Below are 15,773 nucleotides of genomic sequence, written 5' to 3' on the forward strand. Positions count from 1 at the left end.
AGCGTTCCTGTTGAAGAAACCGCTCTGGCGCCTCTAAGCCGGAAAAGGCAGCCCCTGAGCCGCACAGGCCACCCAGTCGACAAAGAGGCGCACGGCGGCCGAGCGTTGTCTCGTGGGATAGGTATAGGCGAGAATACTGCCAGTTTCTGCAGACCACTCCGGCAGCACTCTTTTCAGACGCGGTTGCAGATCGGGATGATCATAAAGAAAGCTGGGCAGAACTGAAAAACCCTGTCCGGCCATGACGCTCTCAAGCACCAGATTGATGGGGCCAAGGGCAAGACAGGCATCGAACTGCATATGGCGCTCCGTAACACCATTCGTGAATGTCCAGCCCGCCTCGTCAATATGGTTGACGTAATCAATGAAAGGCAGCTTGCGCAGACAATCAAGCGTATCGATCGGCCCAAAACGATCGGCATGGTCGCGTCCGATCATGATCTGACGTTTGAAACTGCCAATACGGCGTACATGCAAGGCGTTGCTACCGAAGGCACGTGTGCGGATCGCCACGTCGAACCACGTCATTTTCAGATCAGAGACGTCGTCGGCAAGGGTAAAATTTACACGACAGGCAGGATAACGCGCCGCAAAAGCCTGGACGACCGGGAAGACGACATAGCGCCCGTAAGCCGCATTGGCGAGGACACGCAGCTCTCCCTGAGGGGAGGTGCCATGATACTGGGCATCGAGATAGGCCTTCTCTATCGCCCCGAGACCGACATTGCACCTCTTGTAGAACACTTCTCCCGCCCGGGTGGGAAGGATCTGCTTCGACGTGCGCACAAGCAGACTGGTCTGCAGTGCAGCCTCGAGATCGCTGATGGATTTACTGATGACGCTTTTTGACACCCCGAGGCTTCGTGCCGCTGCCGATACGGACCCTGCGTCGACAACAGAGATGAAATAGACCATCGCGTTGAAATTGATCTTTTTTCTCATACTCTCTCTCGGAAATCGTTCTCAAAAACAGAACGATGCGTTGCCAAAACTGGGCTTGTTTTTACACAGCATTTCAGCAAATGTTCAGCAACGTAAATTTTGGTCAACAAAGTCGCCTGACACAATCATGTTCGTTATAGACCGTTAAATCATTTCGACAACATGCGTAGGTAACACTGCATTTACGAATGTCTCACTAGAAAACGCGGCAACTGATACATAATCAAGACCGGAGATCTAAATGCATAATTTCAATACCCCCAGCGGCAGTCAGTATATGACAGAAAATCGCTGGAACAATCCGGCGGTCAATTCTGAAATAGTACAGAATTCGATTGAAATACATCACGATTACTACGAATCGAAAATGGTATTCGCCAAAAACGAATCGGGCGAAAACCTTGCAATAACAAGAAATGACCTCGAATCGGATAATCATCTGAGCGATGCCATCTCTTTTCTCAATTCCGATACCGCGCTCCTGAGCAAGACTGAGCAAGAACCGGTCTCGGTGCGCGTGGTTTGGAACCTTCTGGAAAATGTGAGCCGGGTCTATCTCCCCAAACTCGCAGCTACAGATGACAAGGAAACTGTTTGCCTTTCGGTTAAGGGCGACCCTTATTCCGTACGCGAAAACGGTGTCATGCTCGATGCACTCAATTACGTCCGCATGCTGTTTTCGGAACAGGCCAGAGCCTTTCCTGCGTACTGAGTAAAAGCCCTGTTGCTTTCTGTGTGTCTGGCGACCACTCCCCATCAACAGAGCGACAGCATCTTCTCGATCGACAGGTGTTCCTCGAGATGATCTGCCAGCGCATCCAGTGCTGTAAGAATACGCTGCGTGTTATCAAACGGTTCTGATATCCGGCCGAACTGAGTTAGAACCGTCGCACGCGACGCAGCGCTATCGAAGAGCCCATGAAGATAGGTCCCGCAGACCTGTCCCCCTTCTGACTGCGCCCCATCATATCGGCCATCGACAAACCTGACGTACGGACGCGTCATCCCCGACCCAACACTTACGCCCGCATGAATCTCATAACCTGCGACCGGCGCCTCCGATGGCAAGAGATGGCCCTCGATCTGCCGCACGGTCTTCATCGGTCGCAGCTCGGTCTCGATATCCAGATAACCCAAGCCCTCGCGCCGACACGCACGCCCTTCCAGACCGTCCGGATCGGCTATGCTGCGCCCGAGCATCTGATAACCGCCACAAAGACCGAGAATGCGCCCTCCGCGTCTATGATGCGCCCTGAGATCGATATCCCAGCCCTGGGTACGAAAGAAATCGAGATCGGCAATCGTGGCTTTCGATCCCGGCAGGATCACCAGATCACATGGCGGCAATGCCTCGCCGGGCGATATGAAAGCCGTTGCGACCTCAGGCTCGGCGCGCAGGGCGTCGAGATCGTCGAAATTCGCAATCATGGGCATGAGTGGCACAACGACGCGTAGCGCCCCCTTGCCCTGCCAGCCTGCAGCGAGATCGCCGGTATCTTCGGGCGGCAATTCCCTCATACGCCCGAAAAAAGGTACGAGCCCGCAGGGTGCCCAGCCTGTTCTTTCAGCGATGAAACGCATCCCGTCATCGAACAGGCTCAGGTCGCCCCGCATCCGGTTGACGATGAAACCCCTGATACGCTCATGGTCCGATGCAGGCAGAACGCTCTGTGTACCAACAAGGCTTGCAATCACACCGCCTCTGTCGATATCGCCGATCAGGATAACCGGCAGATCCGCCGCCTCGGCAAAACCCATATTGGCAATGTCATGGCGCCTGAGATTGACCTCCGATGCCGAGCCTGCCCCCTCGACCAGCACTATATCGGCCTCGGCCTGCAGCCGGGCAAAGCTGTCGAGAACGGCAGGCATAAGCAGCGGCTTGACCTCCTGATAGCCACGCGCCTGACGCTGCCCCCATACCCTGCCCTGCACGATGATCTGCGATCCCTGCTCGGATTGCGGTTTGAGCAGGACGGGATTCATGTGCACGCTGGGCATCACCCCACAGGCCAGAGCCTGCAGTGCCTGAGCCCGGCCTATCTCGCCACCATCTGACGTGACAGCGGCATTGTTGGACATGTTCTGTGGCTTGAACGGTCGTATCTTCAGCCCACGTCGTGTCAGGGCCCGGGCGAGCCCAGCAACAAGAACCGACTTGCCGACATTGGACCCCGTGCCCTGAAACATCAGGGCGCGTGGGGTCAAAACTCGACCCCCTGCTGCGCCTTTACCCCGTTCTTGAAATGATGCTTCACCAGCGTCATTTCGGTCACCAGATCGGCAGCTTCGGTCAGCCACGCTGGCGCATTGCGCCCGGTAATCACCACATGCTGCTGCGGCGGGCGATTATTCAGCCCCGCCATCACGGTTGCCTCGTCAAGATAACCATAGCGCAGGGCAATATTGAGCTCATCGAGCACGACAAGCGCCACTTCTTCCTGCGCCAGGGCAATCAGAGCCTGCTCCCATGCACGAGCGCAGGCGGCGATATCGCGCTCGCGATCCTGCGTTTCCCAGGTAAAGCCCTCACCCAGCGCATGGAACTGCGCCAGGTCGCCAAAGCGCATCAGCGCCCGACGCTCGCCCGTGTCCCATGCCCCCTTGATGAACTGAACCACAACCACCTTGCGCTCATAGCCCAGCATGCGCAGGGCCAGACCGAAAGCCGCCGTGGATTTGCCCTTGCCCGGCCCGGTATGCACGGCAAGGAGCCCTTTTTCGATCGTCTTTTCGGCGACTTCGCGGTCCTGCACCGCCTTGCGGTGCTGCATTTTCTCGCGGTAACGGGCGGTGTCGTCTTCTGCCGTCATTTCATCTCCAATACGCATCCTGCCGCGACAAACAATACGCGACGCGCCTCATGGGCCAGTTTCTGATGCAGCAGCCCGGCTTCATCCCTGAAACGCCGGGCCAGCGCGTTCTCCGGAACGATCCCGAGCCCGACCTCATTGCCGACAAGAACCGTCAGGGCCGCGCGCTGCCTCAATGTATCAAGCAGGCTTTCCGTCGCCGCTTCAATATCGTGTTCATCCAAAATTAAATTGGTCAGCCATAAAGTCAGGCAGTCGATCAGAACCGGTTGAGACCCATGCAAGGCAGAGACGAGGTCGAGCGGGGCCTCGATTGTTTCCCATCCCGCCCCGCGCTGCGCACGATGCAGGGCGATACGCGCGCGCATCTCGTCATCCCAGGCGCGTCCCGTGGCAACATAACGCCAGGGCCCCGCTTGCGCCGTGACCAGCGCCTCGGCGTGCCGGCTCTTGCCCGAACGCGCGCCGCCCAGAACCAGAATGGAATTCATCACCCGCTTCCTCTTGCAGAACAGCGCTTATCCCAACAGAAAGGCCTGATGTCACCTTTCCACTCGCTCGATGCGCTGCACGCGGCCTGCACCACACTGCCCATGCCGGACAAAGAGGCCGTTTCCCGGATACGGGCACGCGAGGCGGTTCTGACCAAACCTGCAGGCAGTCTCGGGCGACTGGAAGAACTTGTCGAATGGTTCGGCGCTTGGCGCCCCCTGCAGATCGATCAGGTAGATCTCTGCATTTTTGCTGGCAATCACGGTGTTCTGGCCCAGAACGTCTCGTCATGGCCCGCCGATGTCACCGCCGCCATGGTCGCCAATTTCACTCAGCAGGGTGCAGCCATCAACCAGCTTGCGCGGGTTGCCGATGCGCATCTGCATATCGTGCCCATCAGTGACCTGACACCCAGCGCCGATTTCACGCTGCATCCGGCCCTCTCTCCCGAAGATTTTCTCGCGGCCGTATCGGCAGGATATGACGCCGTTCCGACCCGGTGCGACCTGCTGGCGCTTGGTGAACTTGGCGTTGGCAACACGACCGCCGCCGCCGCCCTCGCCGCCGCACTCTTCGGTCAGAATGGCGCCTACTGGGCCGGGCGTGGCGCCGGGCTCGACGAAGCGGGACTAGCCCGTAAGGCTAGCGCCATCGACAGGGCGCTCGCCCTTCATGGACGCAATCACAGCCCGCTCGATCTGGCGCGCCTCTATGGCGGGTGGGAGCTTGCCGCCCTGATGGGCGCCACGCTCGCGGCACGTCACCGCCGTATACCGGTGCTTCTGGACGGTTTTGTCGTTACCGCCGCCGTTGCCCCGCTTGCCCTGCTCGACCCGACAGGTCTCGATCACACGCGTCTCGCCCATCAATCGCAGGAGCAGGGACACCGCGAGCTGGCCGAGCGTCTCGGCCTCGACCCCCTGATCAACCTGCAACTGCGCCTTGGCGAAGGCTCGGGCGCGGCTCTGGCCATCCCGCTTGTGCGTGCCGCACTCGCCTGTCACAACGGCATGGCGCGCTTTGCCGATGCCTCGATCGACGACATGAACGAACGAAAAACAACAAAAATAAAAACAGATGACTGAGATACGCGCAGATTTGGCGGCGGGCCTCAGCCTGCTCACGCGGCTCCCGACAGGATGGCTCTATTCGCCCAAGGGCGACATCAACCTTGCCCGCTCCAGCTGGTGCTGGCCTCTGATCGGTGGAGCCATTGGCGCCCTGACCGGCGCCGTGCTGGTGCTTGGTATCACCCTTGGCATGCCTGCCATCGTTGCTACCGGCTGGGCTATTGTCGTCCAGCTCGTCCTGACAGGCGCTCTGCACGAAGACGGCTTCGCCGATTGCGTCGATGGATTATTCGGCGGAAAAACCCCTCAGAAACGCCTGGAAATCATGCGTGACAGCCGTATCGGGAGTTATGGCGGGCTGGCACTCAGTCTCGTGATGCTGCTGCGGGCCGGGACAATGAACACACTTGCCACGCAGCCACTGCATATCGTCTCCATTCTTATGACGGCCGGTGCCTTTTCACGTCTGGCGCTCATGCTGCCTCTTCTCTGGCTGCACCCTGCCCGCGCAGATGGGCTGGCCCATCAGCTCCGGCATCTGCCCGCACGCTGCCTTCTGATCGCGATGCTGTTGACGGCAGTGATCGCAAGCTCGCTTTCCGTGCTCGGCGCCCTGTCTCTGTTTCTGGTCGCCTGCCTCGGCACGCTGGGTCTGTGCAGCGTCGCCTATCGCCTGATCGGCGGCTATACCGGCGATGTTCTTGGCGCGACGGCCATCATCGCCGAGTTGCTGGTGCTGACAGGGGCAAGCCTCAAAGGCTTCGAGTCACTGCCGTTCTGATAAGCCCGGTAACGCGAGGCCCCCGCGGATAAAGAGCCGTGTCGCACCAAAGAAAGGGGCGCGCCCCTTCCTCATCTCTACTCAGCTTTCGAGATAAACCACCGTCATCTGACAGGAAGGGAGGCACGGAGGCCTAAGGCAGCCTCACCCGGCTGATGAAAGATCGATTGCTGCAATCACCCCATCGTCGGTGCCGAACACCATCACCCCACCCAGAGGCGAGAAAACGAGGCCCGTCACCTTGCCGCGCTTGCCAAGACAGATTGGCAGCACCCGCTCAGAACCGAGTTCAGCGAGCAGCACGGACCCGTCTTCGAAGCCAGCCGCGATGATGTCGTTCTTCGGATGCGCGCAGACAGCGGAGCAGAAGACGCCGGGCAGACGTGCCATTTCCGTGGGGGGCTTGCCCATGGGGCCGCCGCCGAAGAACGGCCACAGCACAATGGCGTCGGCACCCGATGTCGCCAGCCAGCGGCCGTTGCGGGTGAAGGAGAGCGACGTGACACGCTTGGGGTAGCCGCTCATACGCATGTTATGGCCGTCTGACAGACGCCACCCATGCAGGTCATTCTCCTGCATGGCCGTCACGAGAGCCTCGCCACCCGGATGAATGGCGAGCGCTGTATGGCTACCTTTCCATTCAAGCGGGCGCACCGTATCGACCTTGGCTCCGATGAACCACATCGACACGCCGTTGTAATGCGACGCGGCAACGCGCTTGCCCTTGGCGTCGAAGACAATGCCGGTGACCGTCGAAGGGTGATCGAGGGTCTTCAGCGTGACCTGACCGGCAGCATCGCGAATTTCGAGCTGCTTGCCGACAGAAAACGCAATATTGGCCGTCGTGGTCGCCACGCAATCGACCCAGCGGCGCCCGCAATAAAGCTCGGTGACACTGCCATCGGTCTCGGTGCGGCACAGACGGTTATCTTCACCACCGCTGACAAAGCCTGTCTTGCCCGTATCGGGGGCGAGACAGAGCACAGCACCGTCATGAGCCTCGACCCGCTGCCATGTCTCGGGATGCTTCAGCCCGGCGACGGGAATGAGAAAGATCTCGCCCTCAACCGTGCCCAGAGCGAAGGTCTGGCCATCGCGGGCACAGGCCACGACAGTGACAGGCGAACCAATTGTCTTTTCTGCACCACGCGTGGCGAGAAGTTCGGTCATCTCGCTCATGCGCGGCAGCTCTCGAAGCCGCGACGCAGCTGCGGGCGATTCAGATCGCGCCCGATGAACACGATGCGGGACTCCTTGCTGTCCCCTTCCTTGCCTTTGCCGATATAATCGCCATCCGCCATCATATGGACAGCCTGAAACGCAAAGCGCTCCTCCTGACCGGCAAAATGAAGAATACCTTTCGAACGCAGGATATCAGCCCCGCGCTCCTGAAGCAGCGCACCGATCCAAGCCTGAAAGCGTGGTTCGTCCAGCGGCTCTGACACCGAGAAAGACATGCTGGTCACGCCTTCCTCATGCGAGTGCTCGGTGTTCTCTAGGAAGTCGGGCATGGTTTCCAGCGCACGTTCCAGGTCGAAGCCCCCCTGGTCAAGCACCGTGCTCAGCGCAACGGCGCTATGACAGGCGCGATGGATCTGCACGCTGACATTGATACCACGCAGACGGGCCTCGATGGCTTCAAGACCGGCCTCGTCGACCAGATCGGTCTTGTTGAGAATGATCACATCGGCAAACGCCACCTGACTGACGGCTTCAGGGCTCTCATCAAGAGTCTGCATGACGTTGAAGGCATCGACCACCGTCACAACGGCATCGAGACGGGATTTTTCGCGGAGGTTCTCGTCAACAAAGAAGGTCTGGGCCACAGGTGCAGGGTCGGCCAGACCTGTCGTCTCGACAATGATGCCATCGAACTTGCCGCGACGGCGCAGCAGACTGCCCAGAATTCGGATCAGATCGCCGCGGACCGTGCAGCAGATGCAGCCATTATTGGTCTCGAAGACCTCTTCATCCGCGTCGACAACCAGATCGCCATCGACACCAAGCTCACCGAACTCGTTGACGAGCACGGCATATTTGCGCCCGTGCTCGGTGGCGAGAATATGGTTGAGAAGCGTGGTTTTTCCGGCACCGAGAAAGCCTGTGAGAACGGTGACGGGAATCTTGGTCTCTGACATCGGCACTCCGGGTGCTAGCGAAGGGTTGCTGTGGGCTCAGCATATAGGGTGGCAGACGATGGAGGAACAGAGGCAGCGCGTGCCATGGCCTCGGCCAACCCCACACCGAGCAGTGTGAACGCCCAGCCACCAAGCGGCAGATTGAGGAAATCGCTGGCAGAGGCCAGCGGCCATTCCTGCACGAAAAAAGCGGCAAACAGCCCGATGCGCCAGGCCTGATAGGCGCCCTGCAGGGGCCAGAGCGCCCGCAGACAGGCAAAGACAAAACCGCCGAACAGGAACAACCCCGGCAGCCCGGCATTGGTCAGGGCCTGCAGATAATGATTATGCGCATGCTGCACACAGATTTGCGTGCCGCCTCCATCCTGCGCCGTACTGAGCCAGGAAAGGCCATGCTGATAGGCCGGGCTGGCGCAGGCATGTCGAAACGCGTCGTAACCGAGCCCGGTGACGGGATGGGCCTGTGCCATGACAACAGCGCGGGTAAAGACCAGACCGTAATGCGACTGCCAGAAATGGCCCAGCTGCTGTGCCGCCAGAATGACAAGGTGATGGAAGGCCTGGGGGGCGAAGAGGCGCGCCAGAAGCACAAGCATCGGCAGGCTGCACAGAGCAACCAGCGCGGCGGGGCGAAGCGGGCGATAGAACAACGCGCAGACTGCCATGCCAAGAACAGTCAACGCCATCGGAATGCGCTGACCGGCAAGCACCATCAACGCCACCACTCCGATGGCCAGAACGCTCATGCCCATAAATCCACGCAGCTTTGCTGCACGATCGGGCATTGCCCCGTTCCTGCCCGCATGATCCACAAGCCAAGCACATCCCAGCATCATGACCGGCAGAACAAGACGTGAGAAAGGCGCAGCTGCCCGCGGATGAGCATAAGGCCCCGTCAGCGTACCATCGAAATAGCGCGGATAGCCGAACAGGTTATGGCCGAATACCGCCTGCACGACGAATTGCAGCACGAAATAGAGGCAGCACGCGACCAGCACCCCGGCCATCGCACACCGTGCCCGGCCGGTCGAAAGCGTCCAGACCTGCAGCGCCGCGGCCATCAGCGGGAAGCGTATGGCGAGAACAGCCTGTGTGAGCGCCTGGGATGAGCCAAGCCCGATATGAGGCAACGAACAGACGATTTGCCACCCCCACCAGAGCAGGGCAACGCGCACCCAGAACTGGTTCACCCACCCCCAGCCAAGCCCTGATGCGGAACGTGCCAACAGGCCGATTGCCAGCAGGTCCATCAGGATCTCTGAAAAGACCCGGCCATGGATGAGAAACACCGGCAGCAACAGCGTTGCCACCAGACCGAGACGATCAAGCACAGGGAGGAAACGGTCGGTTCTGGTCATGAAACGGTGATGCCCCGTCGCTGCACAGGGCGCAAGGGAGGCAACGATTACCCTGTGCAACCGTATGGAACACGATGTCATCTTTTCCGATCAGGGAGTGTTTTCAATGACGACCGATACAATTACCATCAAGGGTCTCGACAAGCCCGTCACACGCATAGCCCTCGGCACCTGGGCCATAGGTGGGTGGATGTGGGGTGGCCCTGACGACGACAACGCCATACGCACCATTCATCGCGCGCTCGATAGCGGGATCAACTTCATCGACACGGCCCCTGTCTATGGGTTCGGTCATAGTGAAGAGGTCATCGGTCGCGCCCTTGAGGGCGGCAGGCGCAAGGATGTCATCCTAGCAACAAAGCTTGGTCTAGCGTGGACAGATGACCAGAAAGTCTATCGCGACAGCCGTCCGGAACGTGTCCGCAAGGAGGTTGAAGACTCCCTGCGTCGCCTGAAAACCGATGTGATCGATCTGGAACAGGTGCATTGGCCGGACGGTAAGACCCCGGTGGAGGAAACCGCCCACGAGCTGGAAAAGCTCCGGCAGGAGGGCAAGATCAGGGCCATCGGTGTCAGCAATTTCTCGGTGACAGATATGGACCGGTTTGCTGCCGTCACCCCGATCAGCACGATCCAGCCGCCCTATAATCTGTTCGAACGCGTTACCACCGAGCGCGATATCCTGCCTTACGCCAAAGCCCATAACGCAATCGTGATGGCGTATGGCCCTCTCTGTCGCGGGCTTCTGGCCGGGAAGATGAATAGCGGGACGCGTTTCCCGAAAGACGATCTGAGAAGCGCTGACCCGAAATTCCAGCCACCAGTATTCGAGCATTATCTGGACGCCGTCGAGGCCCTCAAGGCCATTGCTGCCCGCCACGATAAATCGATGCTGGCCCTCGCCATTCGCTGGGTGCTCGATCAGGGACCTACAGTAGCACTCTGGGGTGCACGCAAGCCCGAACAGATCGAAGGGATCGACGCCGCCTTCGGTTGGGCGCTGAGCGCGCAGGACAAGAGCGACATCGAGGCCATTCTGCGCACACATGTGCCTGACCCGATCGAGCCCGATTTCATGGCACCGCCACAGCGCGACTGAAGCCAAGCTGCGCCAAGCACAAGGTCGCCGGAAACGGCGACCTTGCACCGCCTGTCGTCCGCCTGGCAGAGCAGCCGCAAAATGCCTGAATGGCGCGCGTAGACAGGATTGAGGCTGTTTGACGGCAGTCCCGGTTATCAGATCCGACGGCGCGAATACCTCTTTGCTGAAAAAGACTATACGAACCGGCGAACGAGGCATTCCGCACTCACCGGAACCGTGCGCGAATTCCTGATATTATTATCGTGAAGAGCTATTTTTCTGCCAGTATTGACCAGAACCGTCAGGATATCTGAAACAGGAGAGAATATAAAACAGCAAGAAAAATCCATGACACGCCAATACGAACTCACCCCTGCGGGACCGACTGTCAGATTTCTTTCGCGATGCCTTGATACCGCAATTTGGTGCAGCCTCATCTGGCCTGTCGTAGAATACATTATCTCGCAATGCGGGCTTATAGACGACATCACACCAAAAACGTCGCATAGTGCTAATTATTTCATTTTTATTTATTGTATAATAGCATTTTTAACTTCAGGAATATATTTTATTTCAGATTCCATGATATCTTGTGTTTTCGGAAATAACATTGGCAACTTCATATTCGGCATTTCAATCAGATCCGACGGAAATCCCGATCCGGGATTAACGAGCTATCTGAAACGCAATTTTTACATATGGTCGCTTGGCTTCGGCTGCATGATCCCGGGCCTGAATATCGTCGCCCTGATCGTTCAGTGGTTCGCAAGCACTGGCGCCTCAGGAGCCTCATGGGACAGACGTTGCAAAACGGTCGTTCTGAGCCCACGGGGCAATGAGACCAGAGTGCTGATCGGCATCGTGGCTCTTCTCATTGTCCAGGACATTCTGACATCATTCCGCGGATCCCGGGAGACAACCACGCCAGACGCTCTCCTGAACTCAATAAAGGAAGAGAAGAGAAATTTGCCGCGACGTCTCAGTGACTCGATTGTCGCTGTCGATATCACCTTAGAGAAACAGACGATCGCCAATGATTTCGATCTGCGTGTCAGAACTGGCGACCCTATCCCCGTTACCGACGATCTGAGACAAAAACTCCTGAGCGAACTGCGACCCAAAGTAGAAGCATACTATTGCTCAAAATCAACGAAGCTCCTGCGCGATGCTGGTTACTCGATGTCATGGACATACAGAGGGCTGGACAACGAAACGCTCTTCATCGTCCTTGCGCCATCTGACTGCCCCTAGCCGTCTCCACAAGTGCCGGACGATCCGATCCAATAAGACCGCGTCAGGACCAGAAAGCCTCTGTCACACGCTTCACGTCCGGTCTCATCAGCGAGATCGGACCGATAAGACTGCATCCTTTTCACTGCCTCGCGATCACACGAGAAGACGGGAACGAAAATCGATGCGGTGAGTTAACGCTGCATAACGCATTCCCTTTTGAGAGGAACAAACAGATGCGCTCATTCACCCGCCGGGCTCTGGCCGCTTCCACTTTCGCTGCAGCCGCCCTGGCCGTGATGCCGGTTGCCCATGCTGCCCCTGACGCTCTCGGCACGCCGGTCGGTCACATCACGCTGACGGCCAAGTCGGCCGATGTCGGCATCGGGTACACCTGGGGTCAGGGCACACTGACCTTCGGTCACAAGACCTATCGCTTCAAGATTTCGGGCGGCAACATTGCAGCTGTGGGTTTCTCGAAGATCGAAGCCACGGGCATCGTCTACAACCTCAAGAACCTGCATGATTTCGACGGCGGTTATGGCGCCCTGAATGGCGACGCTACGCTCGATCGCGGAATCGGCGGCGCGATCCTGAGCAACAGCAATGGCGTGAAGATCAAGATCACCACGGCAACACGTGGCGCCCATCTGGCCGCTGGCGGTCAGGGTCTGTCATTCCAGATCGAAGACTGATCACCGCTCTTTCGGTGATCGGAAAAAGCGGCTTTCGGGCCGCTTTTTTTGTGCCTTCAGCAGACAATGCCGCTCGCCCAATACTGCCGGGCAGACAGCAACGGGTGACAAAATAGCGCAGGGCTGTGGCGGCTTTCGTCTGTCGGTAGGGCTGTTCAGCTCGACCCGACCAGAAGCCGCCATCAGATTTGCTCACCTGATGCTGCTGTTCACTCAGTCATGCGAGGCAGAATGCTCCCCACCCGGAGAAACTGAACCGCCGCCGATCATGCTCTGAAGAACGCCATCGCGGCGGATCAGAAAGTGAAACAGGGCGGCCCCGCCATGCGCCATGATGAGGGCAAAAAGGGCGAAAGCCAGCACCGTATGCGTGAGACGCAGCCAGCCCCAGAGCGCCGCGTCATGCGGCAGAAGCGGTGGCAGCAGAACGCCGTTCCCGAATAGCGGAATGGGGTAACCGCCTGCTGAAAGCATGGCCCAGCCTATGAGAGGCAAAGCCATCATCAGCGCGTAGAGCGCCCAATGAGAGGCCTTGGCGCCAAGCGCCATGAGCGGCGGCAGATCGGCGGGCAAGGCAGGCGGACGATGAAAGAAGCGATTGATCAGACGCAATACGACAAGCGCCAGCAAGGCAATCCCGAGAGGGCGATGAAACCCGACAAGAGCGTGATAGGCGGGCCCGACACTCGCTGCCATGAACACGCCGACAAACAACATCACCAGGATCAGAACTGCCATAAGCCAGTGCAGCACACGCGAGGAACGCGCAAAAAACTCGATCGGGTTCATGACGCTTTCTCCGACGAAACAGACTCCGAACCGGTTTTTTCACTGGGCGACACCGCCGGATCGAAAGCAGGCCTAGGTCGTTTTTCGCGCGAACGCTCGGCAAAGGAACGCATATAGGTCGCCGAGCGCGCCTGAAGAACCGGATCATCGGAAGGCATTATGCCCTCGGGCAGGACCAGCGGGTCGAAGACAATGTCGGTGCAGTCGCCCCCCGCCTCGCTCGCGAGGTGGGTCAGGGTAAGGGTACCCGCCGTAATCTGCTTGTCCTGCCCCGACCAGAGGCGGCTCGGATCGTTTACCGCATCGTCCGCTCCCGCCAGTGTCAGCACCAGCGTCCAGCGCAACGGATGGGCCGAAATGGCCTCATCGAGCTGGTCGAAGGAGGCGTTCTTTCCCTTGCCAGGCATATCGGCAAATCTGGCCTCCTCTGGCACCATCGCAAACCTTATGGCAGTGCTGCGCCCATCGACACCCTGCAGCACGAAACTATCGAGACTAAGGTAGGTGTCGTTCTCAAAACCGGACGTGATCGGCCGCTCTGCGAGTGCCTTTCCGGCCGACGCCAGCCATGGATGCGCCGCGCGAAATGCCTGGACGGCCAGCGGATCAGGTTTGCCTGTTGCCGCCACAGGGCGGACCGCCTGCTGCAAAGCCTGAAATTCCTGCGGCGTACTGACGGGAAAGACTGGGATATCGTTTAGCCCCATGCGCCATTCCTGCCCACCCGGCCCTTTCAGCGCGAGTGCCATACTGCGCACCTTGCCGGGTGCATCACCCTGGTAGGGCATCCCGCCTGCCAGCGCGAAGCGACCGATCACCGGCACACGCTTCGTATCGAACGCAAAAGCCGGAGAATAAGATGCTGCCTGGCCATTGCCTTCAAACCACCCCGCCACACAGACACCTTTGGCGTGATTGCGCCGAAACCCCGGATGCGCGCCATCGACACCCCGAAGCGCGGCAAGCATTGTATTCGGTGTCACGCGATGCGGGCTGAGCCAGCCTCCGGCAGCCGCAAACCCGACGGCCAGCAGGCAAGGCAGAGACGCAACGCCCAGCCACCGTATCAGCCTCCCAGAACCACCAGACGCGTTTGCGCTCATCGTATTTCCTATTCCTGATTGTCATCACCGGGCAGTTCGAGCTGTACGCATGAGAGAAGCTGAAAGAGGCAGATAGCCGCTCTTGAAAACACTCGTTACCGTGAGCCTATTGAAGTCCCGTCAGGATCGTTACGAAAATCCGTTTTAATCAGGCACACGCATCACGCGCAGCCAAGCGGCTTGAAAACCCGCTGTGTCGAGGCGGGCGACCTGCCCAGAAACCGGACAGGTCTGGTTGGCCGCCTGACGAGATCGCCCCCGCAATTGGGGCAGAGCCCGCCAAGCCTGACTGTCGTGCAGTCCAGACAGAAAGTGCATTCGAACGAACAGATCATGGCCTGATCCGTGTCCGGGGGCAGATCACGATTGCAGCATTCACAGCCGGGTCTGAGTTCAAGCATGTCGTCTCTCCTTTGTGCGTGCCGATAACCCGGAGAGCCAATCGTTTCTGCCTATGAGCCTTTATTGCACAATAAAAACGCATCCGGGGTCGTTCACAGGTTTCAGAAAGAAGCGGGTGGGGATAGCCCTCAAAGTTGCGAAGCGCTCTCATCTCAGGCAAGCTCCAATCGTTTCGATCTGATTTTCATTATGCTCCGCCCAACGCCGTCTGCAAAAGGCCCGATCCATGCGCGCAGTTTTCAAAAATACCCTTTCGCTTCTTTCTCTTGCCCTTGCCGTCACCGCTGCCCCCCATGCCTATGCAGCAGAGACAGCAAGCGGCACGCTATTGGGCACCGATGGCAAGCCTCATGGCACCGTGACCGTTACCGATGCCCCCAAGGGCGTCCTGCTGCGTGTTGTCGCCGAGGGCCTCGCTCCTGGCTGGCATGGCATGCATTTTCATGAAAAAGGCAGCTGCACCCCGCCGAAATTCACCAGCGCCGGTGGCCATGTGCATGCAGTCACCCCCGTCGTACATGGGCTACTGACCCCCAATGCGACGGATGCAGGCGATCTGCCCAATCTCTATGTCGCCAAGGATGGCACGGCGACCGTCGAACTCTACTCGACCCTTGTGTCCCTGCATGGCGCCGATGGCCGTCCCGCCCTGAAAGACGCCGATGGCTCGGCCCTGATCGTCCATACAAGCCCTGACGACTACACGACCCAGCCCATCGGTGGCGCTGGTGCCCGTGTCGCCTGTGCTGTGCTGAACTGAGCGGGTTCATGGGGCTTTGCCCCATTCTCCACCCAAGGGAGGTCGCCCTTTGGAAATTCTCGAATTGGGATGGGAAGGGTAAGCCTCCCTTCCCGGCAGGTGGGTCAGCGCCCCACAAA

Annotated in this window: 17 protein-coding genes; 7 read left to right on the forward strand and 10 right to left on the reverse strand. The window is 58.9% G+C overall.

Annotation, left to right across the window (positions count from 1 at the left end; all coding sequences use genetic code 11):
- Positions 1–33 precede the first annotated feature (33 nt).
- Positions 34–942 carry a LysR family transcriptional regulator gene (locus AAID99_RS10530; protein WP_498493808.1) on the reverse strand — a complete coding sequence of 303 codons (909 nt, stop codon included), beginning with the start codon at positions 940–942 and terminating at the stop codon, positions 34–36.
- Between the two features lie 241 nt (positions 943–1,183).
- Here AAID99_RS10530 and AAID99_RS10535 point away from each other — a divergent pair, with 241 nt between their 5' ends.
- Entirely contained in the window at positions 1,184–1,654 is a 471-nt protein-coding gene (locus AAID99_RS10535) for a hypothetical protein (RefSeq protein ID WP_498493809.1), read from the forward strand.
- A gap of 44 nt (positions 1,655–1,698) precedes the next feature.
- Here the strand turns inward: AAID99_RS10535 and AAID99_RS10540 are convergent, their stop codons facing one another.
- Genes AAID99_RS10540 through cobU form a run of 3 tightly spaced genes read right to left on the reverse strand, consistent with a single transcriptional unit; the run spans position 1,699 to position 4,246 of the window.
- A complete protein-coding gene (locus AAID99_RS10540) occupies positions 1,699–3,132 on the reverse strand; it encodes a cobyric acid synthase (protein WP_188425840.1) in 1,434 nt (477 codons plus the stop codon).
- 14 nt (positions 3,133–3,146) lie between these two features.
- Positions 3,147–3,755: a cob(I)yrinic acid a,c-diamide adenosyltransferase gene (gene cobO / locus AAID99_RS10545; protein WP_188425569.1), complete on the reverse strand. Its 609-nt coding sequence runs from the start codon at positions 3,753–3,755 to the stop codon at positions 3,147–3,149.
- On the reverse strand, positions 3,752–4,246 hold the full coding sequence (gene cobU / locus AAID99_RS10550) for a bifunctional adenosylcobinamide kinase/adenosylcobinamide-phosphate guanylyltransferase (protein ID WP_188425568.1): 495 nt from the start codon (positions 4,244–4,246) through the stop codon (positions 3,752–3,754). Before cobU ends, cobO begins: the two co-directional genes overlap by 4 nt.
- A 48-nt stretch (positions 4,247–4,294) precedes the next feature.
- On the opposite strand from cobU, the gene cobT reads away from it, so the two are divergent.
- Both cobT and AAID99_RS10560 read left to right on the forward strand, forming a co-directional pair.
- Positions 4,295–5,332, forward strand: a complete 1,038-nt coding sequence (cobT, locus tag AAID99_RS10555) for a nicotinate-nucleotide--dimethylbenzimidazole phosphoribosyltransferase (protein WP_188425567.1) — start codon at positions 4,295–4,297, stop codon at positions 5,330–5,332.
- Positions 5,325–6,098 carry an adenosylcobinamide-GDP ribazoletransferase gene (locus AAID99_RS10560; RefSeq protein WP_498493810.1) on the forward strand — a complete coding sequence of 258 codons (774 nt, stop codon included), beginning with the start codon at positions 5,325–5,327 and terminating at the stop codon, positions 6,096–6,098. Before cobT ends, AAID99_RS10560 begins: the two co-directional genes overlap by 8 nt.
- Positions 6,099–6,242: 144 nt before the next feature.
- Here the strand turns inward: AAID99_RS10560 and AAID99_RS10565 are convergent, their stop codons facing one another.
- The 3 genes from AAID99_RS10565 to AAID99_RS10575 are packed head-to-tail and all read right to left on the reverse strand — an operon-like array spanning position 6,243 to position 9,594.
- A complete protein-coding gene (locus AAID99_RS10565) occupies positions 6,243–7,268 on the reverse strand; it encodes a WD40 repeat domain-containing protein (protein WP_498494294.1) in 1,026 nt (341 codons plus the stop codon).
- Between the two features lie 5 nt (positions 7,269–7,273).
- Positions 7,274–8,236, reverse strand: coding sequence for a CobW family GTP-binding protein (locus AAID99_RS10570; protein ID WP_188425565.1), 963 nt, complete (start codon positions 8,234–8,236; stop codon positions 7,274–7,276).
- A 14-nt stretch (positions 8,237–8,250) separates the two neighbouring features.
- Entirely contained in the window at positions 8,251–9,594 is a 1,344-nt protein-coding gene (locus AAID99_RS10575; RefSeq protein WP_498493811.1) for an O-antigen ligase family protein, read from the reverse strand.
- A gap of 106 nt (positions 9,595–9,700) precedes the next feature.
- Here AAID99_RS10575 and AAID99_RS10580 point away from each other — a divergent pair, with 106 nt between their 5' ends.
- From AAID99_RS10580 to AAID99_RS10590, 3 genes are all read left to right on the forward strand, one after another.
- Positions 9,701–10,693 (forward strand): aldo/keto reductase, encoded by a 993-nt coding sequence (locus tag AAID99_RS10580; RefSeq protein WP_498493813.1) that lies wholly within the window; start codon positions 9,701–9,703, stop codon positions 10,691–10,693.
- A 330-nt stretch (positions 10,694–11,023) separates the two neighbouring features.
- Positions 11,024–11,926 carry an RDD family protein gene (locus AAID99_RS10585; protein WP_498493814.1) on the forward strand — a complete coding sequence of 301 codons (903 nt, stop codon included), beginning with the start codon at positions 11,024–11,026 and terminating at the stop codon, positions 11,924–11,926.
- 215 nt (positions 11,927–12,141) lie between these two features.
- Complete coding sequence (locus AAID99_RS10590; RefSeq protein WP_188425561.1) at positions 12,142–12,600, forward strand: hypothetical protein; 459 nt, start codon at positions 12,142–12,144, stop codon at positions 12,598–12,600.
- 213 nt (positions 12,601–12,813) lie between these two features.
- On the opposite strand, the gene AAID99_RS10595 is transcribed toward AAID99_RS10590, so the two are convergent.
- From AAID99_RS10595 to AAID99_RS10605, 3 genes are all read right to left on the reverse strand, one after another.
- The gene (locus AAID99_RS10595; protein WP_498493815.1) at positions 12,814–13,389 is read right to left on the reverse strand and encodes a cytochrome b; all 576 of its coding nucleotides are present in this window, start codon (positions 13,387–13,389) and stop codon (positions 12,814–12,816) included.
- Entirely contained in the window at positions 13,386–14,492 is a 1,107-nt protein-coding gene (locus AAID99_RS10600) for a catalase family peroxidase (protein ID WP_188425559.1), read from the reverse strand. The genes AAID99_RS10595 and AAID99_RS10600 overlap by 4 nt, the downstream gene beginning before the upstream one ends.
- Positions 14,493–14,653: 161 nt before the next feature.
- Positions 14,654–14,893: a DUF1272 domain-containing protein gene (locus tag AAID99_RS10605; protein ID WP_498493817.1), complete on the reverse strand. Its 240-nt coding sequence runs from the start codon at positions 14,891–14,893 to the stop codon at positions 14,654–14,656.
- A gap of 227 nt (positions 14,894–15,120) precedes the next feature.
- Between AAID99_RS10605 and sodC the strand changes: the two genes are divergently transcribed.
- On the forward strand, positions 15,121–15,654 hold the full coding sequence (sodC, locus tag AAID99_RS10610) for a superoxide dismutase[Cu-Zn] (RefSeq protein WP_188425557.1): 534 nt from the start codon (positions 15,121–15,123) through the stop codon (positions 15,652–15,654).
- Positions 15,655–15,773: the final 119 nt, after the last annotated feature.

It is taken from the genome of Asaia sp. Ae19-3, from assembly GCF_059801175.1.

What these genes read in the sequence shown, in the direction of transcription:
- cobU (WP_188425568.1), bottom strand. Translation starts at nt 4,246, where the DNA reads ATGAATTCCATTCTGGTTCTGGGCGGCGCGCGTTCGGGCAAGAGCCGG.
- AAID99_RS10605 (WP_498493817.1), bottom strand. Translation starts at nt 14,893, where the DNA reads ATGCTTGAACTCAGACCCGGCTGTGAATGCTGCAATCGTGATCTGCCC.
- cobT (WP_188425567.1), top strand. Translation starts at nt 4,295, where the DNA reads ATGTCACCTTTCCACTCGCTCGATGCGCTGCACGCGGCCTGCACCACA.
- AAID99_RS10540 (WP_188425840.1), bottom strand. Translation starts at nt 3,132, where the DNA reads ATGTTTCAGGGCACGGGGTCCAATGTCGGCAAGTCGGTTCTTGTTGCT.
- AAID99_RS10585 (WP_498493814.1), top strand. Translation starts at nt 11,024, where the DNA reads ATGACACGCCAATACGAACTCACCCCTGCGGGACCGACTGTCAGATTT.
- sodC (WP_188425557.1), top strand. Translation starts at nt 15,121, where the DNA reads ATGCGCGCAGTTTTCAAAAATACCCTTTCGCTTCTTTCTCTTGCCCTT.
- AAID99_RS10535 (WP_498493809.1), top strand. Translation starts at nt 1,184, where the DNA reads ATGCATAATTTCAATACCCCCAGCGGCAGTCAGTATATGACAGAAAAT.
- AAID99_RS10600 (WP_188425559.1), bottom strand. Translation starts at nt 14,492, where the DNA reads ATGAGCGCAAACGCGTCTGGTGGTTCTGGGAGGCTGATACGGTGGCTG.
- AAID99_RS10590 (WP_188425561.1), top strand. Translation starts at nt 12,142, where the DNA reads ATGCGCTCATTCACCCGCCGGGCTCTGGCCGCTTCCACTTTCGCTGCA.
- AAID99_RS10575 (WP_498493811.1), bottom strand. Translation starts at nt 9,594, where the DNA reads ATGACCAGAACCGACCGTTTCCTCCCTGTGCTTGATCGTCTCGGTCTG.
- cobO (WP_188425569.1), bottom strand. Translation starts at nt 3,755, where the DNA reads ATGACGGCAGAAGACGACACCGCCCGTTACCGCGAGAAAATGCAGCAC.
- AAID99_RS10595 (WP_498493815.1), bottom strand. Translation starts at nt 13,389, where the DNA reads ATGAACCCGATCGAGTTTTTTGCGCGTTCCTCGCGTGTGCTGCACTGG.
- AAID99_RS10560 (WP_498493810.1), top strand. Translation starts at nt 5,325, where the DNA reads ATGACTGAGATACGCGCAGATTTGGCGGCGGGCCTCAGCCTGCTCACG.
- AAID99_RS10530 (WP_498493808.1), bottom strand. Translation starts at nt 942, where the DNA reads ATGAGAAAAAAGATCAATTTCAACGCGATGGTCTATTTCATCTCTGTT.
- AAID99_RS10580 (WP_498493813.1), top strand. Translation starts at nt 9,701, where the DNA reads ATGACGACCGATACAATTACCATCAAGGGTCTCGACAAGCCCGTCACA.
- AAID99_RS10565 (WP_498494294.1), bottom strand. Translation starts at nt 7,268, where the DNA reads ATGACCGAACTTCTCGCCACGCGTGGTGCAGAAAAGACAATTGGTTCG.
- AAID99_RS10570 (WP_188425565.1), bottom strand. Translation starts at nt 8,236, where the DNA reads ATGTCAGAGACCAAGATTCCCGTCACCGTTCTCACAGGCTTTCTCGGT.